The following is a 23,612-nucleotide window of genomic DNA, read 5'->3' on the forward strand; positions in this document are numbered from 1 at the left end:
GAGCGAAGTGAGCCCATGGACAATCTGACTCTGCAGTACTTCGATGCCGAAATGCGTTACCTGCGTGAAGCCGGCAAGGAATTCGCCGAGGCGTTTCCAGACCGCGCGGCGCAGCTGAATCTGGATAAACCGGGGGCGCGCGATCCGTATGTCGAGCGGTTGTTCGAGGGCTTCGCGTTTCTGATGGGGCGGCTGCGCGAGAAAATTGATGACGACCTGCCTGAGCTGACTGAGGGCCTGGTCAGCCTGTTGTGGCCGCATTACCTGCGCACCATCGCGTCGCTGTCGGTGGTTGAGCTGGCGCCGGATCTGGCGCAGATGAAAAGCAGCGAAACGCTTGCCCGCGGTTTCGAGGTGCTGTCGCAACCGGTCGGGCCGCAGCGCACCCGGTGCCGCTATACCACCACCGAACCGCTTACCTTGCAGCCGCTGGCCCTGGAGTCGCTGCGGCTCGCTCAGGAGGCCGATGGCCGTTCGGTGCTGCGTATGCGGTTCACCTGTGGGCCGTTGGTAAATTGGCAGCAGGTGGATTTGCGCCGCTTACCGCTGTATCTGAATGCCGACGCACCACTGGCCTGTGCGCTACATCAGGCGCTGACGTTGCACGCCCAAGCGGTGTATGTGCGAAAGGCCGGCCAAACTGAGCGCACGGCATTGGAGGTGGTGTTCAGGCCCAAGGGCTTTGCCCCCGAGGATCGCTTGTGGCCCAAGGGCGACGCCTCGTTCAGTGGCTATCAGTTGTTGCTGGAGTACTTCAGCTTCCGCGAAAAATTCATGTTTGTGACCCTGTGTGGTCTCGAGCAATTGGACCTCGCCGCGACGGTGCCCTGGTTTGAGCTGGACGTGGTGTTGGCCGAGCAATGGCCGCAGGGTTTCGCGCTGAATTCGCAGCATGCGCGCCTGCACTGTGTGCCGGTGATCAATCTGTTTGCGTTAGAGGCCGACCCACTGACCCTGGCGCCACTGCAGGCCGACTATCTGCTGCGGCCCATGCGCTTGCAGGATGGCCATACCGAAATCTACTCAGTGGACGAAGTGACCTCGTCACGCGAGGCCGATCGGCGCGCGTATGTGCCGTTCACCAGCTTCCGTCACAAGGGCGGCATGATGCGCGACGAGGCACCGGAGCGCTATTTCCATACCCGCCTCAAACGCGCGGCGAACGGCTTGCTCGATACCTGGCTGATTCTCGGTGGCGAAGGGTTTGATCAGGATTGCCTGGGGGAGCAGAGCAGCCTGTCGCTACGCCTGACCGGCACCAACGGCCAACTGCCACGCAAAGCCTTGCAAAGCACCTTGCTCGATACGGTGGTGCAGGCCACTCAGACAGCGCTGCGCGTACGCAATCTATGCGCGCCCACCCAGCCCTGTTACCCGCCGAACCGCGACCGCTTTCATTGGCGGGTATTGAGCCATCTGGGCTCCAACTTTTTGTCGATGCTCGATAGCGCTGAAGTGCTGCGTGGCACCTTGGCGCTGTATGACTGGACCCAGAGCGAACTGAATCGCAGGCGGCTGGAGGCCATCGTCGAAGTGCGCCATCACCTGATTCAGCGCTTTGAGCGCGGCTTTCTGCTGCGCGGCGTGGATATCGAAGTGACGCTCGATGCCCAGGGCTTTTGCGGGGAGGGCGACATCCACTTGTTTGGCGAACTGCTGAGCCGTTTTTTTGCGCTGTATGCCGATGTTCATCTGTTCAACCAGCTCACGCTGATTCTTCTACCCACTGGTAAATGCCTGCGATGGAACGAGAACCACAGCCCGCGTATTCCCGGCTAACCGACAGCGGCCTGTTGACGGCGCTGCATGGGCGGATCGCCCAGGCCGACGTGTACCGCGTCTGCCAATTGCTGGAGTTGGCGTTGCCCGGGCAGCCGCCGCTGGGCAGCACGGCGCATCCGGCGGACGACCCCGTGCGTTTTCGGCCCGATGCGGGGATGGGCTTTCCGGCTGGCGAATTGAAAAGCATCGAGCTGAACGCGCAGGGGCCAGCGACGATTCGTACACGATTGTTGGGCCTGTACGGTGTCGATTCGCCGCTGCCGTCGGCGTACCTGGACGACATCACCCAGCGCCGCGACGGCCACGAAGCCCTCGAGGCGTTTCTGGATATGTTCAACCATCGGATTTTTACCCAGTTCTATCGGATCTGGCGCAAATACTCCTATCCCGCCACGTTCCAGGCCGGCGGGGTGGATGCCACGTCGCAGTGCCTGCTGGGCCTGGTGGGGCTGGGGATACCGGGCACCGCTGAGCACATCGCCACGCCGGTTTCGCGCTTTCTGGCCTTGCTCGGGGTAATGGGCCTGCCGACGCGCAACGCCGAGGGCATTCAGGCGTTGGTCACGTTGCTGGCGCCTGATACGCGGGTGCAGGTGACGCCCCATTGGCCCCGGCGTGTGGTGCTGGCGCAGCGTCCTGGCTTGAGCGTCGGGCAGCCGCTGCGGCTGGATCACGGTGTGCCATTGGGCGGCGTGGGGTGCGATGTAAACAGCGAAGTGCGGGTGACGGTGTTTGCCGAGAACCTGAAACAGGCAAGCAGTTGGCTGCCGGGCGGGCAGTTGCTTGAGGATTTGCGGGTGCTGTTGCGGGTGTACCTCGGCTGGCGCTGTAGCGCCCGGCTGCAGCTGTCCGCACCGCTGAGCTGCTTGCCACAACCGGTTTTGGGCGCCGCTACCTTGCTGCTGGGAATGACCACCCGCCTGCAGGCACCTGCCGACGACAACGCGTTTGTCACCGTCAACCTGGGCCGCTATCAAGGCCTGAGCGGCAACCCTTGCGCGCGGGAGAGTCAGCATGTTGCCTACCGTTTTTAATCACGCGTTGTGGCTAGGGCTTTGCCTCTCGTTGGCCGGCTGCGGCCTGGTACAGTCGGTGGGCGATGCCACCGCCGACGGTGCCAGGGCAGTGTTTTACAAACAGGTGAAAACACTGCGGCTGGATTTTTCTGCACGGGCGGCGCTGAACACGCACACCGCGGACATGAACGCGTTGTCGACGACTACGTTGGTGCGGGTTTATCAGTTGCGCGACAGCAAACGCTTCGCGCAAGCCACCTACGAGCAGCTGCTGAATCAGGGTGCCGATGCCTTGGGCTCTGACCTGCTGGATGAGCGGGCAGTGGTGATCAAACCTGGGGAGGGGGCTCAACTGAGCGCGCCGATACAGCCTGAGGCCCGATACGTCGCCGTGGTTGCGCTGTTCCGCCAACCGGATCTGCAGCAAAACGCCTGGCGCCTGATTCTGTCGCGCGATGAGCTGGACCCGGAGCGGGCCCGGGTGGTGGAGCTGGCAGACAACCGTCTGCTGTTGCGCGCGCCGGTCGAGGAGTGAGTGATGCCCGAACTCGGCCCGTCGCTGTATGAGTTGTTGCTGCAAAATTTTTCCGGCGAATTGGCGCTTGAGCAGGTGCGCGAGCAGGACCAGGTGATGCTTTCCGTGCTCGATAATTTGCAGCGGTTGTTCAACAGCCGCGCCGGCACGCTGAGCCATCTGCCGGACTACGGCATTACCAATCTGGAGCTGGTTTTACACGGCGTGACCGGTGCGGCGCACGGCATGGTGGAGCAGATGCAGGGCCTGTTGCTCCGCTACGAGCCACGGTTGGCTGCGGTGGCAGTTCGCCTGTTGCCGCCGACCCAGGCCGGGCATCTGGATTACGCCCTTGATGTGCAACTCGAGAGTGGCGAGCTGGCCACGTTCGGTACCGCATTGGCGCCTGAGGGCCGGGTGTTGTTACGCCATCTGACGCAGCAGTATCGAGTGCCGGGATGAGTACCGGTATACACACCAGCGCATCTCGACTGGGTGGCGATCCACAGGAGTTTGTCGAGTACCAGGCACTGCGCGAGGAGCTGAGCAAGCTAAACCACCCCGCACGGCCCGACGTGGCGTGGGGCGTAGTCGAACGGCTGAGCCTGGAGTTGCTGCAGCGCAATGGTGCGGAGGTGCAGACGCTGGCCTGCCTGGCGTTGGCGCGCAGTTATCGCTTTGGCGTGGCCGGTGCCATTGAGGGCGTGACACTGATGGATAACCTGCTGCGGGTGCACGATACGCGAGCCTGGCCGACGGGGACCGGCCAGCGCCTGGAAATTCTGGCGTGGCTGTTTAGCCATCTGCACATGCAACTGCGCGGCGTGCAGTGGGCAGTTAACGAGCAGGTCGCCGCGGCAGAGTTGGAGCGTGTGCTGGGGCACCTGCATGAGCTGTTGGACCGGCAACTTCAACGGCCTTTGCTGCAGCTTCATAGCTTGCGTCACCTGTTGCGCAGCGTTAGCCAGCGCTTGCAGCGCGAGGGGCGGTCATTCGCGCCGCAACCGCCAGGCGAGGCGTTGGTATTCAGGCTGGTGCCCGCCAAGGTGGGTGTGTCTCGGCGTCGATGGCTGTGGGGCGTGCTCGCAGCTGTTTTGGTAGGCGGGTTGTGGTGGGGGCGAACGCTACTGGGTGTCCCCGGGCAACCGCTGGAGTTGGCGTCGCCGGGTTCTGTCGTGACGGTCGCGACCGCAGAGCACCTGGCCAGCTTGGCGATCTTTCAGCCGGGCAGTGCGGAGCTGGGCGAGGAGTCGACCAAGGCATTGATCGGCGTGTTGGCCGGTATTCAGGCTACGCCAGGCTGGTTGCTGGAGATCACGGGCCACAGCGATGGTACGGGTGACGACGAGGCCAATCGGCGGTTGTCGCGGGCGCGGGCGACAGCGGTACGGGATTGGTTGCAGCGCGTTTCCGGCATTGCCGAGCACTGTTTCGTCATTCAAGGTGTGGGTGCCAGTCAGCCGATGGTCAGCAACGAAACGGCTGCCGGGCGAAGGGCCAATCGCCGTGTGGATATTCGGCGGGTGCCGGCGGAAGGGGCGTGTGTGGGTTTGCAGCCATAAAAAAACCCTCACGAGGAGGGCTTTTTTGTGTGGCTCTTTGCGGTTAAACGTTGAAGCGGAAGTGCATTACGTCGCCGTCTTTGACGATGTAGTCCTTGCCTTCCAGGCGCCATTTACCGGCTTCCTTGGTGCCAGCTTCACCTTTGTATTGGATGAAGTCGTCGTAGGCGATCACTTCTGCGCGGATAAAGCCTTTTTCGAAGTCGGTGTGGATTACGCCAGCGGCTTGGGGTGCAGTGGCACCGACGCGGACGGTCCAGGCACGTACTTCTTCAACGCCAGCGGTGAAGTAGGTTTGCAGGTGGAGCATTTCGTAGCCGGCGCGAATTACGCGGTTCAGGCCCGGCTCTTCCAAGCCCAAGGCCTCGAGGAACATGTCTTTTTCTTCGCCGTCATCGAGCTCGGCAATTTCTGCTTCGATCTTGTTGCACACCGGCACCACGATCGCGCCTTCTTCGTCGGCGATGGCTTTTACCACGTCGAGCAGCGGGTTGTTCTCGAAGCCGTCTTCGGCAACGTTGGCGATGTACATCACCGGCTTGGTGGTCAGCAGGTGGAAGCCGCGCACGATCAGTTTTTCGTCGGCGCCCCAGTTCTTCATCAGGCTGCGCGCTGGCTTGCCTTCGGTGAAGTGGTTGATCAGTTGTTCCAGCAACGCTTTCTGGGCGACGGCATCTTTGTCGCCGCCCTTGGCGTTACGGGTAACTTTCTGCAGTTGTTTTTCGCAGCTGTCGAGGTCGGCGAAGATCAGTTCGAGGTCAATGATCTCGATGTCACGCTTGGGGTCGACGCTGTTGGAAACGTGGATCACGTTTTCGTCTTCGAAGCAGCGCACCACGTGGGCAATGGCGTCGGTTTCGCGAATGTTGGCCAGGAACTTGTTGCCCAGACCTTCACCTTTCGAGGCGCCCGCTACCAGACCTGCGATGTCCACGAATTCCATGGTGGTCGGCAGAATGCGCTTGGGGTTGACGATGGCCGCCAGGGCGTCGAGACGCGGGTCGGGCATCGGCACGATGCCGCTGTTCGGCTCGATGGTGCAGAACGGGAAGTTCTCCGCCGCGATACCGGATTTGGTCAGGGCGTTGAACAGGGTGGACTTGCCGACGTTGGGCAGGCCGACGATGCCGCAGTTAAATCCCATGGTGTAATCCTCGCGGAAGAAATTCGCTGAAAAAGAGTGGTCAGGCCTTTTGGCTGTGCAGAAGTTTCATCGCCCGGTTCCATTCCCCGGCGTAAACCTCTGGCATCACGCCGAGGGCAAAGTCGATGCTGGCATCCAGTTTTTCCTGTTCGGCGCGGGGCGCTCGACCGAGAACAAAACCGGACACTTTACTGGCTTCACCGGGGTGGCCAATGCCGAGGCGCAGACGGTGAAAGGTATTCTGATTGCCGAGTTGCGCAATGATGTCGCGCAAACCGTTATGCCCGCCATGGCCGCCGCCTTGTTTGAATTTGGCAACGCCGGGGGCATGTCGAGTTCGTCGTGGGCCACCAGAATCGCGTCTACCGGAATGCGGTAGAAACCGGCCATGGCAGCAACTGCCTGGCCACTGCGGTTCATAAAGGTGGTGGGAATCAACAGACGAATATCGTGACCCTGATGGCTGAAACGCGCCGTCAGGCCGAAAAATTTGCGCTCTGCTACCAGGCTGACCCGTTGGGCCGCGGCGAGACGCTCAACAAAAAGGGCCCCTGCGTTATGCCGGGTCTGTTCGTATTCAGCGCCTGGATTACCCAGGCCGACGATCAGTTGTACGGCAGTCACGACAGGAGCCCTTCCTTAGACGAGGCGAGTATTACTCGGCTGCGCCTTCTTCTTCATCTTTCGGTACGCGCGAAGCGTGGATGTTGGCAACCGGCAGGTCTTTGCCGTGGGCCAGAGCAACCAGTTCAACGCCGGCTGGCAGAACCAGGTCCGACAGGTGAACGATTTGGCCGATTTCCACTTTAGCCAGGTCGACGTTGATGAATTCCGGCAGATCTTTCGCTTCGCAGGAAACTTCAACTTCAGCGGCGGTGTGGGAAACTTCGCCACCTTGCTGCTTCACGCCAACTGCAGTTTCCTGGTTGATGAAGTGCAATGGAACGAGAACGGTCAGTTTCTGGCCAGCTACTACGCGAATGAAGTCAGCGTGCAGAACGTGACCCTTGGCTGGGTGACGTTGCAGAGCTTTGATAACTACAGTTTCAGTCGCGCCGCCAACGGACAGGGCGATTACGTGGCTGTAGGCAGCTTCGTTTTCCAGCAGCTTGGCAACTTCTTTGGCCAGCAGGGTGATGGAAACAGGAGCTTTGTCACCGCCGTAAACTACGGCAGGAACTTGGGCGGCGAGACGACGCAGGCGGCGGCTCGCACCTTTCCCCAGGTCGGAACGCACTTCAGCATTCAGGGCAAAATCAGTCATGGTGAATCTCCAAAATAAACTTCGCCGCCTTTATTGCTTGCGACCGGCAATGGAAGGCGGTGAGGCAAAAAGCCCCGCACGAGGCGGGGCACTTTCGTTCTGCGTGATGCAGCCAGGGATTTGACCCTTAGCGGAACATCGCGCTGATCGATTCTTCGTTGCTGATGCGGCGTACCGCTTCAGCCACTACCGGCGCGATATCCAACTGGCGGATACGTTTGCAGGCTTGAGCAGCTGCCGACAACGGAATGGTGTTGGTCACCACCAGTTCGTCGAGCATTGAATTTTCGATGTTCTCGATGGCACGACCGGAGAGAACAGCGTGGGTTGCGTAGGCGAAAACCTTGGCAGCACCGTGTTCTTTCAGGGCCTTGGCCGCGTGGCAGAGTGTGCCGGCGGTGTCGACCATGTCATCCACGAGGATGCAGGTACGGCCTTCAACATCACCGATGATGTGCATCACTTCGGAGTGGTTGGCCTTCTCACGACGCTTGTCGATGATGGCCAGATCCACGCCCAGCGACTTGGCGACAGCGCGAGCACGCACTACACCGCCAATGTCCGGAGACACGATCATCAGATTTTCGAAACGTTGATCTTCGATATCGTCCACCAGTACTGGCGAACCGTAGATGTTATCTACTGGAATATCGAAGAAGCCCTGAATCTGGTCGGCGTGCAAATCAACAGTCAGAACGCGGTCGATACCGACAACGGTCAGCATGTCAGCCACCACTTTGGCGCTGATAGCAACCCGGGCAGAACGCGGACGGCGATCCTGACGGGCGTAACCGAAGTAGGGGATCACGGCTGTGATTCGAGTAGCCGAGGAGCGGCGGAAGGCATCAGCCATTACCACCAGTTCCATCAGGTTATCGTTGGTTGGCGCGCATGTCGGCTGGATCAGGAAGACGTCTTTACCTCGGACGTTCTCGTTGATCTCAATGCTGATTTCGCCGTCGGAAAACTTTCCAACGGAGGCATCGCCGAGTGGGATATGCAGCTGACGTACGATACGTCGCGCCAGATCGGGGTTAGCATTCCCCGTAAAGACCATCATCTTGGACACGCGCAGTACCTGCCGGCTGAGGGTATACCTGGATGAGTATAGAAAATGGCAGGGGCGGCTGGATTCGAACCAACGCATGGCAGGATCAAAACCTGCTGCCTTACCGCTTGGCGACGCCCCTGTAATGTGCAACTGGATGCTTAGCATCCGCTTCTCAGGACAGTTTTTGTAACCGCTGGTGCAACATCGAAACGTTACAACCTTTAGCAACAAACCCTGGCAGGGAGGCTGGAAGTTGGGCCGCGACTTTATCAGCTTCGGCTTTGTTAGGGAAGCTCCCAAAAACACAACATCCAGTGCCGGTTAATCTAACTGAAACAAATTTGTTTAGCAAGATCAAAGCGTTACGAACATCTGGGTAACGCCTCTCGACCACCGACTGACAGTCATTACGACCGCCCCGCTCGAGAACGGCCGACAATGTAATCGCCGGAGTATCGCGTGTCAACTCCGGGTCTGAGAAAATTTCTGCTGTGCTGACAGATACTTGCGGTATCGCTACAAGAAACCACGGTTCGTCCAACTCAACCGGCGTCAGCACTTCGCCTACACCTTCAGCAAATGCGGCGTGGCCACGGACAAATACCGGTACATCGGCGCCCAAGCCCACACCCAATTGGGCCAATTGATCAAGGCTCCAATCCAGCGCCCAAATATGGTTAAGGCCCAACAGGGTGGTGGCCGCATCGGAGCTGCCGCCACCAATTCCGCCACCCATGGGCAGCTTTTTTTCCAGCCAGATATCTGCGCCAAGCCGACACGCGCTTTTTTCTTGCAGCTGTCGTGCGGCTTTTACGATCAGGTTGCTGTCGTGGGGGACGCCTTCAATTTCGGTGTGCAAACGAATTTCGCCGTCATCGCGAAGATCGAAGGTCAGTTCGTCGCTGTAATCGAGAAACTGAAACAGGGTTTGCAATTGGTGATAGCCATCGGCACGGCGGCCGAGGATATGCAGCATGAGATTGAGCTTTGCCGGCGCCGGCAACGTGATACGCGCAGCCGACATCACTGACCCAGCTGGCGCGGTTGCCAGTCCTTGATCACCAGGGTGACGTCAAGGTTACGGCCGTGCAGCTTCATGCGCTCCGGCAGCCAATAGCCGTTCTGCTCGGCGTAGCTCAGGTATTCCACGTCCCAGCCGTCCTGGTTCAAACGCTGCAGGTGGCTTTCGGTATCGAGCACCACGGTGCTTTTGCTATCCGGCGCAGGTAGACCGCGCACCCACCAGGTCAGATGAGAGATGGGCAGCTTCCAGCCCATCTGCTGCTCCAGCAACTCTTCTGGTGTGGACGCCTGATAGCGACCCTGATTGGCCACTTCCAGCGTTACATCGCCGGCATGCCCGGTCAGCCGTGCCGCGCCGCGACCCAGTGGGCCGGACAGGCGAATATCGAAGTAGTCCTGGCGTTGCAGCCAGAACAGCGTGCCGCTGCCGGAATCTTTCGGCGCACGAATGCCCACCTTGCCGCTGATTTGCCAGCCATTGAGGGCGACGGTGCGGTCTTTGTGGGCTTGCCATTTGGCCGGGTCGCCCTGGCCTTCCAGCGATTCGTGGGAGGTGAGGCCTGCACAACCGCTAAGCACGGTGAGCAGGCCAATTACGAGGAGGTGGCGCAAACGCATGGGTTAAAGCTTCTCGGAACCGGTCAGGCGCAACAGGGTTTCGCGCAGGATGGTGTTGTCGGGTTGTTCTTTCTGCGCCGCAGCCCAGACTTTTCGTGCTTCCGTCTGTTTGCCGTTGGCCCACAGCACTTCGCCCAGGTGAGCGGCGACTTCCGCATCGGGGAACCGCTCTAGCGCCTGGCGCAGCAAGCTTTCAGCTTCGTCGAGGTTGCCGGTGCGGTAGTTGGCCCAGCCCAGACTGTCGAGAATGGCCGGGTCATCCGGGCTCAACTTGTGCGCGCGCTGAATCAGATCGCGGCCTTCGGCGTAGCGTGTGGTGCGGTCCACCAGGGTGTAACCCAGGGCGTTCAGCGCCATCGAGTTATCCGGTTCGCGGCTGAGGATGGTGCGCAAGTCGGCTTCCAGTTGGCCCAGGTCGTTACGCTTTTCCGCCAGCATCGAGCGGGTGTACAGCAGGTTCAGATCGTCCGGGTACTGTTTGAGCGCTTTCTGAATCACCGCCCAGGCTTCGTCGTACCGCTGCCGACTGGATTGCGCTTCGGCTTCGATCAGATACAGCTGAATGGCGTAATCGGGCTGACTGTCGCGGGCTTCGCTCAGCAGCTTCGAGGCTTCGCCGGTGCGGCCTGTGTCGAACAGAATGTTGGTCTGGCGCAGTTGCGCCGGCAGGTAATCATTGCCCGGGCCGACCAGACTGAACTCCTGCAAGGCGCTGTTCGGGTCTTTCAATTCTTCATACGCGCGACCGAGGTTGAAGTGCGCGGCGTCGACGTGGCTGTTGCGCTCCACCAGGTCTTGCAGATAACCGATCGCTTCCTGCCAGGCTTCGGCTTCCAGGCATACGAGTGCCAGGGAGAAGCGCAGGTCATCGTCATCGGGGTATTGCTGCACCAGGGAGGCGAACTCGACCTTGGCGTCGTCCAGTCGGTTCTGTTCCACCAGCAGACGGGCGTAGGCCAGACGCAGGCGTTTGTCGTCCGGGTGTTGCTTGATGCCTTTTTCCAGCAGCGGGATGGCTTCATCGCCGCGCTTCATGCTTTGCAGCAGACGCGCACGTAGCAGCAGCGGGGCCACATCGTGGGTCGCCGCTTTCTGGTCTTCAAGCAATTTCAGCGCGGTGTCCGGGTGGCCGTCCTGCTGCAGCAGCAGAGCTTTGCCGAACAGCAATTGGCCGTTATCCGGGTACTTCACCAGCAGCCGGTCGAAGCTTTGCAGCAGGCCTGCGCGGGTATCGGGGTCGGTTTCGGCGGCGGACAGAGCAAGGAAATCGAAGTGGGTGTCGCCCTGGCCTTGCAGGACTTTTTCCATGTACACCATGGATTCGTCATAGCGGCCGGCGCGGGCCAGTTGAATGGCCACGGCGCGTTGTGCTTCGAGATTGTCCGGGGCGTTTTTGGCCCAGATCAGCGACAGTTCCAGTGCCGGTTCATCGGCGCCTAGGTACTCGGCAATCCGGAAACCACGTTCGGCTACGCCGGCATCCTGGGTTTCGTTGGCTTGCTGGATATAGTTTTCCAGGGCGATATCGAAGCGGTTGCGTTGCCCGGCAAGCTCGGCGGTGAGCAGCGACAGCAGGGTGTCCTCGCTAAACGAGCCGTACACCTGTGGCTTGGCAACAACGGCCGGCGCGGTGTCTTCCACCGGCGGCGAACCGTCCTGGCTGGAGGGGCTCAGGTTGGCGCAGCCCCCGAGAAACATGACGGCGGCGAACAATGGCAGCGATTTATTCATATATAGGAAAGGGCGACTTACCTGCGGTTTGGGCATCATGACACAAGCCGTGGGGCAAAACCCATGGGGCAAGCGCCTATCTATGGTTGGCTCTGCGCGAGACAGGCTACCGGCTATTAGGACAATGGTCAGCGGTGGTTGTTCTCAATCTGGTGAAGTAGGACAATTGGCGGCTTCCCGTTTCTGTCAGCGACCCTGCATGACCTTTCTTGCCCTCGGTATCAACCATAAGACCGCCTCGGTGGACGTCCGCGAGCGTGTGGCGTTCACCCCGGAGCAGTTGGTTGATGCATTGCAGCAGTTATGTCTGCGCACCGCCAGCCGCGAGGCGGCCATCCTCTCGACCTGCAACCGCAGTGAGCTCTACATCGAGCAGGACAGCCTGACCGCCGACAGCGTGTTGGCCTGGCTGGCCGACTACCACAAGCTTAGCCTCGACGAATTGCGTGCCTGCGCCTACGTGCATCAGGACGATTCCGCCGTGCGCCATATGATGCGCGTGGCCTCGGGGCTCGACTCCATGGTGCTCGGCGAGCCGCAGATTCTCGGCCAGATGAAATCCGCCTATGCCGTCGCCCGCGAGGCCGGCACCGTCGGCCCGCTGCTCGGTCGGCTGTTTCAAGCCACCTTCAGCACCGCCAAGCAGGTGCGCACTGATACCGCCATCGGCGAAAACCCGGTCTCGGTGGCCTTTGCCGCCGTCAGCCTGGCCAAGCAGATTTTCAGCAACCTGAACAACAGCTCGGCGCTGCTGATCGGTGCTGGCGAAACCATCACTCTGGTGGCCCGTCACCTGTATGAGCAAGGCGTAAAACGCATCGTTGTCGCCAACCGCACCCTGGAGCGTGCCAGCCAGTTGGCCGAGCAGTTCGGCGCCCATGCGGTGTTGCTCTCAGAGATTCCGCAAGAACTTATCCACAGCGACATCGTGATCAGTTCCACCGCCAGCCAGTTGCCGATTCTGGGTAAGGGCGCGGTAGAAAGTGCGCTGAAGCTGCGCAAGCACAAACCGATTTTCATGGTCGATATCGCCGTGCCTCGGGATATCGAGCCGGAAGTGGGCGAGCTGGATGACGTGTACCTGTACACCGTCGACGACCTCCACGACGTCATCGCCGAAAACCTGAAAAGCCGCCAAGGCGCTGCCCAGGCCGCCGAAGAGCTGGTGGCCATTGGCACCAGCGATTTCATGTCGCGCCTGCGTGAACTGGCTGCCGTCGATGTGCTCAAGGCTTATCGCCAACAGGCCGAACGCCTGCGCGACGAAGAACTCTCCAAGGCCCAGCGCATGCTGGCCAACGGCACCTCCGCCGAAGAAGTGCTGGCGCTGCTGGCGCGCGGCCTAACGAATAAATTGCTGCACGCCCCCAGCGTGCAACTGAAAAAACTCTCGGCCGACGGGCGCATCGATGCGTTGACCGTGGCTCAGGAACTCTTTGCGCTCGACGAGAGCACCACGGATAAAACCCCGCAATGAAAGCGTCACTGCTGAACAAACTGGACATGATCCACGACCGCTACGAGGAACTGACGGCGCTGCTTGGCGACGCCGAAGTGATCAGCGATCAGACCAAATTCCGCGCCTATTCCAAGGAATACGCCGAGGTCGAGCCCGTGGTTCAGTTGCTGCTGGAGTTCCGCAAAGTCACCGCTGACATGCAGGGCGCCCAGGCGTTGCTCAAAGACAGCGACCCGGACATGCGCGAAATGGCCGAGCAGGAAGTGGCCGACAGCAAAGAACAGCTCGCCGATCTGGAAGCCCGCCTGCAACGCATGCTGCTGCCCAAAGACCCCAACGACGGCCGCAACGTGTTCCTTGAAATTCGCGCCGGCACCGGTGGCGACGAGGCGGCGATTTTCTCCGGCGACCTGTTCCGCATGTACTCGCGCTATGCCGAGAAGCGCGGTTGGCGCGTGGAGATTCTCTCGGAAAACGTCGGCGAACACGGCGGCTACAAAGAAGTGATCGCCCGCGTTGAAGGCGACAACGTCTACTCCAAACTCAAGTTCGAATCCGGTGCCCACCGTGTACAGCGCGTGCCGGAAACCGAGTCGCAAGGCCGTATTCACACCTCCGCCTGCACCGTCGCCGTATTGCCCGAGCCCGATGAACAGCAAGCCATCGAGATCAACCCGGCCGATCTGCGCGTCGACACCTATCGCTCCTCGGGCGCTGGTGGTCAGCACGTGAACAAGACCGACTCGGCGATCCGCATTACCCACATTCCGTCCGGTATCGTCGTCGAGTGCCAGGAAGAGCGTTCGCAGCACAAGAACCGCGCCAAGGCCATGGCCTGGCTGTCGGCCAAGCTCAACGACCAGCAGGAAGCCGCCGCGCACAAAGAGATTTCCGATACTCGCCGTTTGCTGGTGGGCTCCGGTGATCGCTCCGAGCGCATCCGCACCTACAACTTCCCCCAAGGCCGGGTGACCGATCACCGCATCAACCTGACCCTCTACAACCTGGACGATGTCTTGGCCGGTAGCGTCGACGCCGTGATCGAACCGCTGCTCAGCGAATACCAGGCCGACCAGTTGGCCGCGTTGGGGGACTGACCCTTGGCAGGCTTTGGCGGCGCCTCAACCATTCAGCAGCTACTCGCCAGCGTCGCGTTGCCGGGGTCGGACACCGCGCAGCTGGATGCCGAGTTGTTGTTGGCCGCCGCGTTGGGCAAGCCGCGTAGCTACCTGCGCACCTGGCCGGAACGTGAGCTGAACGACGAACAATTGCAGCGGTTTCAAGCCGCCATTGCCCGTCGCCAGCAAGGCGAGCCGGTGGCCTATATCCTCGGCCAGCAAGGCTTCTGGAGCCTCGATCTGGAAGTCGCGCCGCATACGCTGATCCCGCGGCCCGACACCGAGCTACTGGTGGAAACCGCCCTCGAACTGTTGCCGCACAACCCAATTGCCGCCCTCGATCTGGGCACCGGCACCGGCGCCATTGCCTTGGCCCTGGCCACTGAACGACCGGGCTGGACCGTCACTGGCGTCGACCGCGTGCCCGAGGCCGTCAGCCTCGCCGAACGCAACCGCAGCCGGCTGAAGCTGACCAATGTGCGCTTCAGCGAGAGCCACTGGTTCAGCGCCGTCGCCGGGCAACGCTTCACCCTGATCGTCAGCAACCCGCCTTATATCCGCGCCGATGACCATCATCTGGGCGAAGGCGATGTGCGCTTCGAGCCGGCCAGTGCACTGGTGGCCGGTGAAGATGGGCTAGACGATATCCGTTTGATTATTCAGCACGCCCCCGCGCACCTGGTGGCCGGTGGCTGGCTATTGTTGGAACACGGTTTTGACCAGGCTGCCGCCGTCCGTGAGCTGTTGGCAGGCCAAGGCTTTACTGAAATCGCAAGCCGCTTGGACTTGGGCGGCCATGAACGAATCAGCCTGGGGCGCTACACGCATGAATGACTCACTGAACGACGAGGAACTGCTGCGCTACAGCCGGCAGATTCTGCTCAGCCAAATTGATATCGACGGCCAACTGCGCCTGAAAAACAGCCGCGCTCTTATCGTCGGTCTCGGCGGTTTGGGCTCGCCGGTGGCGCTGTACTTGGCCGCTGCCGGCGTAGGCGAATTGCACCTGGCCGACTTCGATACGGTGGATCTGACCAACCTGCAACGGCAGATCGCCCACGACACCGCGAGCATCGGCCAGAGCAAAGTCGACTCCATGAGCGCGCGCCTGCTGGCCATCAATCCGCACCTCACCCTGCACGCTCACCGCACCGCGCTGGACGTCGACAGCATGGCCGCTGCCGTCGCGGCGGTGGACCTCGTACTCGACTGCTCCGACAACTTCGGCACCCGAGAGGCGGTGAATGCCGCCTGCGTGGCCGCCGGCAAACCGCTGGTGAGCGGCGCCGCCATTCGCCTGGAAGGCCAGCTGTCGGTATTCGATCCGCGTCTGCCAGCAAGCCCGTGCTACCACTGCCTGTACGGCCACGGCAGCGAAGCCGAACTCACCTGCAGCGAAGCCGGCGTGGTCGGCCCGCTGGTGGGCCTAGTCGGTTCATTGCAGGCCCTGGAAGCCCTGAAATTACTGGCCGGTTTCGGCGAGCCGCTGGTGGGTCGGCTGTTATTGATCGATGCCCTCGGCTCGCGCTTTCGCGAACTGCGGGTCAAACGCGACCCGGCGTGTGCCGTGTGCGGGCCGCGTCCATGAATAAGTCGGCGCCTATCGGTGTATTCGATTCCGGCGTCGGCGGCCTCTCGGTGCTGCTGGAAATTCAGCGCCTGTTGCCCAACGAAACCCTGCTGTATGTCGCCGACAGCGGCCACGTGCCCTACGGCGAAAAGACCCCTGAATTTATCCGTGAGCGCAGCACGGTTATCACCGACTTTTTGCTCGAGCAGGGCGCCAAGGCGCTGGTGGTGGCGTGCAATACCGCCACTGCCGCCGGCATCAACGAGCTGCGCGCGGCGTACCCGCAGTTGCCCATCATCGGCATGGAACCCGCGGTAAAACCGGCGGCGGCTGCCACTCGCAGTGGCGTGGTCGGCGTATTGGCCACCACCGGTACGTTGCAGAGCGCCAAGTTCGCCGCCTTGCTGGATCGCTTTGCCAGCGATGTGCGGGTGATTACCCGGCCGTGCCCGGGGTTGGTGGAACTGATCGAAGCCGGCGAATTGCACTCGCCTGTAACCCGCGAGCTGCTGCGCGGTTACGTCGAGCCGCTGCTGGCCGAAGGCTGCGACACCCTGATTCTGGGCTGCACCCATTACCCCTTTATCAAACCGCTGCTGCTGGAATTGGTGCCGCCTTCGGTGAGCCTGATCGATACCGGCACGGCGGTGGCCCGGCAGCTGAAACGGCTGTTGGGCGAACGAGAGCTGTTGGCCGAAACGCCGGGGCGCGACATTCGCTTATGGTCCAGCGGCACGCTGTCGAACCTGAAACAGGTGCTCCCGCTCTTGCTTGGCAAAGAGATCAGCGCCGCTGCCTTGCTGCGCTAAGTCCGGCGTTCAACTCAATCGCTTTATGTTCAGTTGCGGCTTTCGTTTATAGCGAACGTTTCTATAATCAGGCCCTACGCAGATATCTGTGATCAACCTGATACAAAAAGGATGTTGCGATGAAGTTGATTTCCTTGGCTGCGGCTGCAGCCCTCTCCTTGGGTATTTCCCTTTCCGCTCACGCTGCTGACCTCACCGTGGCTATAGGCCAAACCGGTGAGTCCACGATGGTGTATCGCCTCGGCGCGCAATTCGACTTTGACACCAAGTGGTGGCAGAGCGATGTCGGTTACCTGACCGGTTATTGGGATGCCGGCTACACCTATTGGGATGGCGACGACTCGTCCAGCAACCACAGCATTTCGTTTGCGCCAGTGTTCGTTTACGAGTTCGCCGGCGAAAACGTGCGGCCGTATGTCGAGGCGGGGGTTGGCGTGGCGCTGTTTGCCAATACCGAGGTGGAAGGAAACAAGCTGGGTTCGGCGTTTCAGTTTGAAGATCGCCTGGGCGTAGGCCTGCGTTTCGCTGGGCAGGAAGTTGGGCTTCGTGCGATTCACTATTCGAACGCGGGTATTAGTCAGCCGAACGATGGCGTTGAGGCGTACACCGTCCATTACCGCCTTTCCTTCTAAACAAAAAGCCCGGCAAAACGCCGGGCTTTTTGTTTATACATCTCCCGCTTCACCCACCGTCATCCCAGCGCAGGCTGGGATCCAGAGTTGCGCGTCGAGCACAAATTCGCGACTCATCCAAAATTCTGGATCCCAGCCTTCGCTGGGATGACGGATGTAGGTTTCGCAGCTGAGTAATTACTTCAGTTCGTAGCCTTGAACTGGCAAGTGAGATACCGATTGCTAAACCCATACCGCAGCATCGACCCCACGCGCGCCAGCAAATAAAACGGATGCGCGCGGTAGTACTGCAACACCGCATTGCCCACGCCCTCCGAGCGGTGTTGTTTCTGGTGGTCGGGTTTCTTGCTGAACAGCCCTTTGAATTGCCACCACTGAATCTGCTCGAACTCCTTTACCGAACGCAGGCCCTGGCTGCGAAACAGGCGGGCGAACGAGCCTTTGCTGAAGTCGTGCAAATGGTGCGGGTTGCCGTCCAGAGTCGGGGTGATCGGCACCGAGGCAATCACCTGGCCGCCGCTGGCCAACAAGCGGCTGTAGTTGGCCACTAACCGCGCCGGGCTGGGTAGGTGTTCGATGGTTTCCAGGCTCACGATGGTGTCGAAGCCGTGCTCGCTGGCAAAGGTTTCGGCGTTGCCGCACACGTAGGTGAGGTTGGGCAGTTGGTAGTGTGCCTGGGCATAGGCGATGGCGTCCGGGTCGATGTCCACGCCCGTCACGCTTTTATCCGGGTTCTGTTCGGCCAACAGCGCCGTGCCGTAACCGCAGCCGCAGGCCATATCCAGAATCCGCTGACCGCTGAGCAGGCCGGAGGCGAATTCGTAGCGCTGCATATGGATGGTCAGGGTGGCTTGGTCGGCGGGGTTTTGCGGGTCCAGGTCCATTGGATAAATGCGTTCGATGCTGTGCAACGTCATTCCTAATCCCTTAGCGATAAATGGTGGTCAGCTGCTCGCGCTCTTCCAGGCATTCGGGCGAGCCTTCTTCAAAAATCCGGCACACCCATGGCCGGTTTTCGTAGATGGTGCAGCGCATGGTGTCGCGGTCCAGGGCGATGCACCAGCCATCGTCCAGGCGCGCCATCACCTCGCCGCCCCACTCATCGGTGTCGATATAACGCTCGGGCACGCCGGTGTCGGTCAGCAACATCACTTCCAGCTGGCAGCAGCAGGCCGCGCAGTTGGTGCAGGCAACCGCAGGGGTAGGCTCAATGTTGACGACGGGAATGGGGGGGAGGGCGCTCATGGGGGCGATAGTCTACAGACTGCGCCGGCCCCTTGGCTGCAAATCGACCGGCTGCAAGCGCAGGGCCACCTGATGGAGCAGCGGCAATAACACTGCCCACAGCGCCGCCAACACCAGCAAGCTGGGCCAAAGCCCGAAGGGCAAACCGACGCCAGCCAGGCGAGCGCCGGCGTAGTACGACAGCGGCGCGGTAGTGGCGCCAAGCACGCTGGCCAACCACCAGGGCCGTGCAGTCCAGGCCAGGCAGTGGCGCAAGGTGGTGGCCAGCAGTGTCCACATCAGCACCAGCCAGGTTGGAATCAACCAGCGCGGTTCGCCAAACTCGAATAGCCCAACGTGCATTAACAGGCTGTCGATCAGCGTGCCCAGCACCGTGATCGCCACCAGTAATTTCAGTTCGCCCCGCCCAATCCACAGCAGATGCACCAAGGCCACCAGCAGCGGCACCAGCAATAGCGCGGGCTGCTGCGGGCTGAAAACAGTGGCGAACCAGGCCAGTTGAAACAGCCCGGCGTTCGCCAGGTTGTTAAGCATCAAAGCGGCCTAGCAAGGGCGCCGTTTGTGCCGCCGGTTTGGCCAGCAAAAGTTGTGCGGTGCCGATGGTGCGCTCGATAAAACCGCCCTCGCAGTAGCACAGGTAAAACTCCCAGAGGCGGAAGAAACTCTCGTCGTAGCCTTGCTCGTGCAGGCGATGGCGGGCGTTGCGCAGGTTGTCGTGCCAGATGCGCAAGGTGCGCGCGTAGTGCAGGCCGAAGTCTTCCATGTGCAGCAGGTTCATATCCGTGTCGCGGCTCAGCACCGTCAGCATATTGGTCAGCGAGGGCAGGGCGCCGCCGGGGAAGATGTAGCGCTGAATAAAGTCGACGCTGCGCTTGGCCTGCTCATAGCGCTGGTCGCGGATGGTGATGGCTTGCAGCAGCATCAGGCCGTCGTCTTTGAGCAGGTGCGCGCACTGCTGAAAATAGGTGGGCAGAAATTCGTGGCCCACCGCTTCGATCATCTCGATGGACACCAGCTTGTCGTACTGGCCGTCGAGGTCGCGGTAGTCCTGCAGCAGCAGGGTGATGCGGTCCTGCAAACCCTGCGCTTCGATGCGTTGCTGGGTGTAGGCGAACTGCTCGCGAGACAAGGTAGTCGTGGTCACTCGGCAGCCGTAATGCACGGCGGCATAAATCGCCATGCTGCCCCAGCCGGTGCCGATCTCCAGCAGATGGTCGCTGGGCTTTAGTGCCAGCTTCTGGCAGATGCGTTCGAGCTTGTTCAACTGCGCCTGTTCCAGGCTGTCTTCGGCGCTCTGGAACATAGCGGCCGAGTACATCATGGTCGGGTCGAGAAACTGTTCGAACAGGTCGTTGCCCAGGTCGTAGTGGGCGGCGATATTTTTCTGCGAGCCTTGGCGCGTATTGCGATTCAGCCAATGCAAACCGGCCATCAACGGCCGACCCAGCTTGGCCAAGCCGCGCTCCATGGCATCCAGTAAATCCAGGTTGCAGACGAACAGACGGATCACGGCGGTGAGGTCCGGGCTGTTCCAGTAACCGTGGATATACGCCTCGCCGGAACCGATGGAGCCGTTGCTGGCAACCAGCGCCCATACCGCCGGGTCGAGCACCTGAATCTCCGCCTGCAACTCGGCACCCGGCTGGCCGAACACCAGGCGCTCGCCGTTTTCGACAATGCTCAGCTGGCCGTGGCGCAGTTGCCCGAGCAGGCGCAGCACACCACGGCGCAACAAGCCGGCACCGATGCCGCTGCCGCTACGAATAAAGGATTTACTGCTCAGGCTAGGGCTTTTCATCGAGGCGGTCCGGCGAGGCCACGCGCACAGAACCCTGCGCTGGCTGGTGGGAAAACAAAGGCGTGCGTTTAACCAGCAGGCGCAGGGCCTGCCAATAGATGGCCAACAGCGTTTTTGCCGTCATCCACGGAAAGCTCAACAAGTGCCCGTGCAGGCTGGCGCGCGACAGTTCTTGCCGGCGCAGGCTGAGGCTGGCGTCGAACAACTTGAGATCGCCCTGCCAGTCGGCCATGTGCACGCCGAGGCGGTTGGTCGGCAGGCTGAAGCGCATGCGGTATTCCAGTTCGAGCGGCAAAAACGGCGACACATGAAAGGCTTTGTTCACCCGCACCTGGTACGGGCCGGGCACGCCGTCCGGGCAGGGCAGCACATAGTGGTATCGCTCTTGCCACGGCGTATTGCGCACTTCGCAAAGCACCGCTTGCAGCTGGCCGATGCTGTCGTAGCAATAGAAAAAACTTGCCGGATTAAACGCCAGCCCCCAACTGCGCGGCTGCGCCAACAGGCAGATACGGCCGAGCAGCGGTTGCCCCAGCGCTTCGCTGACCACCTGGCGCACGGCATCACTCAGGCGCATGCCGTGCTGGGTAAAGGTCGGCAGAAAATCGCCTTCACGAAAGGCAAACGGCGCCCAGCGCCCACGCCCGGCCAGCGGCGATAAACCCAGCACTTCGTCCTGTTCATCGAGGTCGAGAAACAGCAGCCCCATGCGGTAGCGAAACGCGTGGGCGCGCGGGCTAAAGCGCCGGTGCTGCACCCAGCCGCTGTACAGGGCGCTGTTCATGCCAGCGCCTCGCCGAACACCTGGCCAACGCGCAGCGCGCTGACTACGCCGTCTTCATGAAACCCATTGGCCCAGTAGGCGCCGCAGTAATAGGTGTGCTGCACGCCGAGCAATTCTTGCCAGCGCGCCTGCGCGGCAACGCCGGCCAGGCTGTATTGCGGATGGGCATAGGTGTGGCGCGACAGCACGGTGGCAGGGTCGATGGCATCGCTTTGGTTGAGGCTGACGCAGAAGGTCGTGTCGCTCTGAATACCCTGGAGGATATTCATGTTGTAGGTCACCGCTGCCGCGCGGCCGCGGTCGCCGTCGGGCGGGCCTTCAAGGCGGTAGTTCCAGCTGGCCCACGCCAGGCGCCGGGTCGGCAGCAGGCGCGTGTCGGTGTGCAGCACCACGTCGTTTTCGGCGTAAGGCAGGGCGCCGAGAATGCTCTGTTCGGCCTCGCTGGGTTTGGCCAACAGACGCAGCGCCTGATCGCTGTGACAGGCGAACACCACCTTGTCGAAACGCTCGCTGCCCTGGGCGCTGTGTACGGTTACGCCATGCTCATCGCGCTCGACTTGATGCACCGGGCAATTGAGCCGGATGTGCTGGCGGAACGAGGCGCACAGCGGCTCCACATAGCTGCGCGAGCCGCCGCTGACCACGTGCCACTGCGGGCGATTGGTCACCGACAGCAGGCCGTGATTTTTGAAAAAGCGGACAAAAAACTGCAGCGGGAAATTGAGCATTTCTCCCAGCGACATCGACCAGATCGCCGTGCCCATCGGCACGATGTAGTGGTCGATAAACCGTTGCCGGTAGCCGCGTGTGTGCAGGTAGCTGCCCAGCGTGGTGGCGGCGTCGATGCGTTGGTTCTGCAGGTCGTCGATGGCCTCGCGGTTAAACCGCAGAATGTCGCGCAACATGCCCCAGAACGCCGGCGACAGCAGGTTGCGCCGCTGGGCGAACAGGCTGTTGAGCGTGTTGCCGTTGTACTCCACGCCGCTGTGTTGATCGTGCACCGAAAAGCTCATTTCTGTCGGCTGATAGCCCACGCTCAGGTGGCTGAGCAGGCGGATAAAGTTGGGGTAGGTCCAGTCGTTGAACACGATAAAACCGGTGTCGATCGCGTGGCTGCGCCCGTTCACCTGCACGTCCACGGTATGGGTGTGGCCGCCGATCCAGTCGCTGGCTTCGAACACCTGAATCTCGTGCTGACGGTTAAGCAAGTAGGCCGTTGTGAGGCCGGAAATACCGCTGCCGATAATGGCAATTTTCATGACGCGTCCTTGCTTTTTTCGGTGCGCGCCATGCGTTTGCCGAGGGCCAGTTGCAGGCCGGTGGGCAGACTGGCGAGCAGTTTCAGAATGGCGATAAAGGGGCCGGGAAAGGCGATTTCATGGGGGCGTTTGTCGAGGCGTTTGGCGATGTGCGCGGCGGCTTTTTCGGCCGACCAGCGCATGGGCATGGCGAAGTCATTGCGCGCTGTCAGCGGCGTGTCGACAAAGCCCGGGCTGACCAGCGTGACGTCGATACCCTCGGCCGCCAGGTCGATGCGCAGCGCTTGCAGCAAATAGCGCAGCCCGGCCTTCGACGCGCCATACGCTTCGGCACGCGGCAGCGGCAGGTAGGTGACGGAACTGGCGACCGCCACAAGGTGCGGTTCATGACCAACACGCAGCAACGGCAGCGCAGCCTCGATGCAGTAGCTGGCCGACAGCAGGTTGGCGCGCAGCACGCGCTCGACCATGGCTGCCTCGAAGTGCTGGGCATCGATATATTCACAGGTGCCGGCATTCAGAATGGCGCCATCCAGCGCGCCCCACTGCTGAGCAATCTGCTCGCCGATTTCGCGCACTTGCTGGGCATCGCCCAAGTCGCCCGGCAACACCAACACCTGCTGTGGATAACGGTCGGCCAACGCCTGCAATGGCTCCACACGCCGAGCACTCAGCACCAGACGCGCGCCACTCGTCAGCAGTTGTTCAGCCAGCGCAGCACCAATGCCGCTGCTGGCGCCGGTCAGCCAGATACGCCGGGCGCCGCTCATGCGAGGCGACCTTTGAGCCAGCGAATCAACCGGCCCATCACCGGGAGGTGTTCGTAGAGCAGGGCGCCGGCATCGAAGTAGTCACGGTGGAAGTACACCTTGTCGCGCCACAGCAGGTGCGAGCAGCCGTCGACGTCGATGGGCTGGCCGCCTTTAAGGCGCGGGTGGCGGTAGGTCATTTTCCAGCGCAGGTAACCGGCGCCGGGATACAGCTGGTCGAAGCCGTAGAACTGGAAATGCAGGTCCTGCACATTGCTATACAGCTCGCGGAAATAGTCCTGCATGGCGGGCAGGCCCTGGATCTCATGCAGCGGGTCTTGAAAGCGCACATCGTCGGTGTAGAGCTGGTTCAGGCGTTCGAGGTTGTCGGCATTCAGGCTGGCAAAGGCGGTGGCGAAGCGCTGAAGAAATTCGCGCTGCACCTGTTCGCGGTCCGGGGTTTCTGCTCGTTCGAACTTCATGA

At 61.2% G+C, this 23,612-nt stretch carries 25 protein-coding genes, 1 tRNA gene and 1 pseudogene; 11 read left to right on the forward strand and 16 right to left on the reverse strand.

The features are described 5' to 3' along the window. Positions 1-15: 15 nt before the first annotated feature. From tssF to AC0V2S_RS14825, 5 genes are read left to right on the forward strand one after another with little or no spacing between them, the layout of a single operon-like run. Positions 16-1,779 (forward strand): type VI secretion system baseplate subunit TssF, encoded by a 1,764-nt coding sequence (gene tssF, locus AC0V2S_RS14805; protein ID WP_475510406.1) that lies wholly within the window; start codon positions 16-18, stop codon positions 1,777-1,779. Next, on the forward strand, positions 1,743-2,816 hold the full coding sequence (tssG, locus tag AC0V2S_RS14810) for a type VI secretion system baseplate subunit TssG (protein WP_475510407.1): 1,074 nt from the start codon (positions 1,743-1,745) through the stop codon (positions 2,814-2,816). The genes tssF and tssG overlap by 37 nt, the downstream gene beginning before the upstream one ends. After that, complete coding sequence (gene tssJ, locus AC0V2S_RS14815) at positions 2,797-3,333, forward strand: type VI secretion system lipoprotein TssJ (protein WP_475510408.1); 537 nt, start codon at positions 2,797-2,799, stop codon at positions 3,331-3,333. The genes tssG and tssJ overlap by 20 nt, the downstream gene beginning before the upstream one ends. A 3-nt stretch (positions 3,334-3,336) precedes the next feature. After that, positions 3,337-3,774, forward strand: coding sequence for a type VI secretion system baseplate subunit TssE (gene tssE, locus AC0V2S_RS14820; RefSeq protein ID WP_475510409.1), 438 nt, complete (start codon positions 3,337-3,339; stop codon positions 3,772-3,774). After that, complete coding sequence (locus AC0V2S_RS14825) at positions 3,771-4,874, forward strand: OmpA family protein (protein WP_475510410.1); 1,104 nt, start codon at positions 3,771-3,773, stop codon at positions 4,872-4,874. The genes tssE and AC0V2S_RS14825 overlap by 4 nt, the downstream gene beginning before the upstream one ends. 43 nt (positions 4,875-4,917) lie before the next feature. Here AC0V2S_RS14825 and ychF read toward each other — a convergent pair whose 3' ends face one another. The 8 genes and pseudogenes from ychF to AC0V2S_RS14865 all read right to left on the reverse strand — a co-directional run bounded on the left by ychF (position 4,918) and on the right by AC0V2S_RS14865 (position 11,705). Next, on the reverse strand, positions 4,918-6,018 hold the full coding sequence (gene ychF / locus AC0V2S_RS14830; RefSeq protein WP_475510411.1) for a redox-regulated ATPase YchF: 1,101 nt from the start codon (positions 6,016-6,018) through the stop codon (positions 4,918-4,920). 40 nt (positions 6,019-6,058) lie between these two features. Next, positions 6,059-6,642, reverse strand: a pseudogene (pth, locus tag AC0V2S_RS14835) (aminoacyl-tRNA hydrolase). 31 nt (positions 6,643-6,673) lie between these two features. Further along, the gene (locus AC0V2S_RS14840; protein ID WP_475510412.1) at positions 6,674-7,282 is read right to left on the reverse strand and encodes a 50S ribosomal protein L25/general stress protein Ctc; all 609 of its coding nucleotides are present in this window, start codon (positions 7,280-7,282) and stop codon (positions 6,674-6,676) included. 127 nt (positions 7,283-7,409) lie between these two features. Beyond that, on the reverse strand, positions 7,410-8,351 hold the full coding sequence (locus tag AC0V2S_RS14845; protein WP_108098481.1) for a ribose-phosphate pyrophosphokinase: 942 nt from the start codon (positions 8,349-8,351) through the stop codon (positions 7,410-7,412). 46 nt (positions 8,352-8,397) lie between these two features. Further along, a tRNA-Gln gene (locus AC0V2S_RS14850) sits at positions 8,398-8,472 on the reverse strand. A 33-nt stretch (positions 8,473-8,505) separates the two neighbouring features. Continuing rightward, the gene (gene ispE, locus AC0V2S_RS14855) at positions 8,506-9,357 is read right to left on the reverse strand and encodes a 4-(cytidine 5'-diphospho)-2-C-methyl-D-erythritol kinase (RefSeq protein WP_475510413.1); all 852 of its coding nucleotides are present in this window, start codon (positions 9,355-9,357) and stop codon (positions 8,506-8,508) included. Further along, entirely contained in the window at positions 9,357-9,974 is a 618-nt protein-coding gene (gene lolB / locus AC0V2S_RS14860; RefSeq protein ID WP_475510414.1) for a lipoprotein insertase outer membrane protein LolB, read from the reverse strand. The genes ispE and lolB overlap by 1 nt, the downstream gene beginning before the upstream one ends. Before the next feature lie 3 nt (positions 9,975-9,977). After that, positions 9,978-11,705, reverse strand: a complete 1,728-nt coding sequence (locus tag AC0V2S_RS14865; protein WP_475510415.1) for a tetratricopeptide repeat protein — start codon at positions 11,703-11,705, stop codon at positions 9,978-9,980. 199 nt (positions 11,706-11,904) lie between these two features. On the opposite strand from AC0V2S_RS14865, the gene hemA reads away from it, so the two are divergent. The 6 genes from hemA to AC0V2S_RS14895 all read left to right on the forward strand — a co-directional run bounded on the left by hemA (position 11,905) and on the right by AC0V2S_RS14895 (position 17,293). Further along, positions 11,905-13,182 carry a glutamyl-tRNA reductase gene (gene hemA / locus AC0V2S_RS14870; RefSeq protein ID WP_475510416.1) on the forward strand — a complete coding sequence of 426 codons (1,278 nt, stop codon included), beginning with the start codon at positions 11,905-11,907 and terminating at the stop codon, positions 13,180-13,182. Beyond that, the gene (gene prfA, locus AC0V2S_RS14875) at positions 13,179-14,261 is read left to right on the forward strand and encodes a peptide chain release factor 1 (protein ID WP_475510417.1); all 1,083 of its coding nucleotides are present in this window, start codon (positions 13,179-13,181) and stop codon (positions 14,259-14,261) included. Before hemA ends, prfA begins: the two co-directional genes overlap by 4 nt. Before the next feature lie 3 nt (positions 14,262-14,264). Beyond that, entirely contained in the window at positions 14,265-15,116 is an 852-nt protein-coding gene (prmC, locus tag AC0V2S_RS14880) for a peptide chain release factor N(5)-glutamine methyltransferase (RefSeq protein ID WP_475510418.1), read from the forward strand. Further along, the gene (locus tag AC0V2S_RS14885) at positions 15,109-15,870 is read left to right on the forward strand and encodes a molybdopterin-synthase adenylyltransferase MoeB (protein WP_475510419.1); all 762 of its coding nucleotides are present in this window, start codon (positions 15,109-15,111) and stop codon (positions 15,868-15,870) included. Before prmC ends, AC0V2S_RS14885 begins: the two co-directional genes overlap by 8 nt. Further along, the gene (gene murI / locus AC0V2S_RS14890) at positions 15,867-16,661 is read left to right on the forward strand and encodes a glutamate racemase (protein ID WP_475510420.1); all 795 of its coding nucleotides are present in this window, start codon (positions 15,867-15,869) and stop codon (positions 16,659-16,661) included. The genes AC0V2S_RS14885 and murI overlap by 4 nt, the downstream gene beginning before the upstream one ends. A gap of 119 nt (positions 16,662-16,780) precedes the next feature. Beyond that, complete coding sequence (locus AC0V2S_RS14895; RefSeq protein ID WP_475510421.1) at positions 16,781-17,293, forward strand: acyloxyacyl hydrolase; 513 nt, start codon at positions 16,781-16,783, stop codon at positions 17,291-17,293. A 182-nt stretch (positions 17,294-17,475) separates the two neighbouring features. Here AC0V2S_RS14895 and AC0V2S_RS14900 read toward each other — a convergent pair whose 3' ends face one another. The 8 genes from AC0V2S_RS14900 to AC0V2S_RS14935 are packed head-to-tail and all read right to left on the reverse strand — an operon-like array spanning position 17,476 to position 23,610. Continuing rightward, entirely contained in the window at positions 17,476-18,210 is a 735-nt protein-coding gene (locus AC0V2S_RS14900) for a class I SAM-dependent methyltransferase (RefSeq protein WP_475510422.1), read from the reverse strand. 10 nt (positions 18,211-18,220) lie between these two features. Continuing rightward, positions 18,221-18,538: a YkgJ family cysteine cluster protein gene (locus AC0V2S_RS14905; RefSeq protein WP_475510423.1), complete on the reverse strand. Its 318-nt coding sequence runs from the start codon at positions 18,536-18,538 to the stop codon at positions 18,221-18,223. Between the two features lie 12 nt (positions 18,539-18,550). Beyond that, on the reverse strand, positions 18,551-19,072 hold the full coding sequence (locus AC0V2S_RS14910) for a DUF2878 domain-containing protein (protein ID WP_475510424.1): 522 nt from the start codon (positions 19,070-19,072) through the stop codon (positions 18,551-18,553). After that, the gene (locus AC0V2S_RS14915) at positions 19,065-20,336 is read right to left on the reverse strand and encodes a class I SAM-dependent methyltransferase (RefSeq protein WP_475510425.1); all 1,272 of its coding nucleotides are present in this window, start codon (positions 20,334-20,336) and stop codon (positions 19,065-19,067) included. Before AC0V2S_RS14915 ends, AC0V2S_RS14910 begins: the two co-directional genes overlap by 8 nt. After that, positions 20,323-21,120, reverse strand: a complete 798-nt coding sequence (locus AC0V2S_RS14920) for a DUF1365 domain-containing protein (RefSeq protein ID WP_475510426.1) — start codon at positions 21,118-21,120, stop codon at positions 20,323-20,325. The genes AC0V2S_RS14915 and AC0V2S_RS14920 overlap by 14 nt, the downstream gene beginning before the upstream one ends. Further along, positions 21,117-22,379, reverse strand: a complete 1,263-nt coding sequence (locus AC0V2S_RS14925; protein ID WP_475510427.1) for an NAD(P)/FAD-dependent oxidoreductase — start codon at positions 22,377-22,379, stop codon at positions 21,117-21,119. Before AC0V2S_RS14925 ends, AC0V2S_RS14920 begins: the two co-directional genes overlap by 4 nt. Beyond that, positions 22,376-23,149, reverse strand: coding sequence for an SDR family NAD(P)-dependent oxidoreductase (locus tag AC0V2S_RS14930; RefSeq protein ID WP_475510428.1), 774 nt, complete (start codon positions 23,147-23,149; stop codon positions 22,376-22,378). The genes AC0V2S_RS14925 and AC0V2S_RS14930 overlap by 4 nt, the downstream gene beginning before the upstream one ends. Then, positions 23,146-23,610 (reverse strand): nuclear transport factor 2 family protein, encoded by a 465-nt coding sequence (locus AC0V2S_RS14935; RefSeq protein ID WP_475510429.1) that lies wholly within the window; start codon positions 23,608-23,610, stop codon positions 23,146-23,148. The genes AC0V2S_RS14930 and AC0V2S_RS14935 overlap by 4 nt, the downstream gene beginning before the upstream one ends. Positions 23,611-23,612: the final 2 nt, after the last annotated feature.

The sequence above is a fragment of the Pseudomonas sp. CC11G genome (assembly GCF_056174845.1).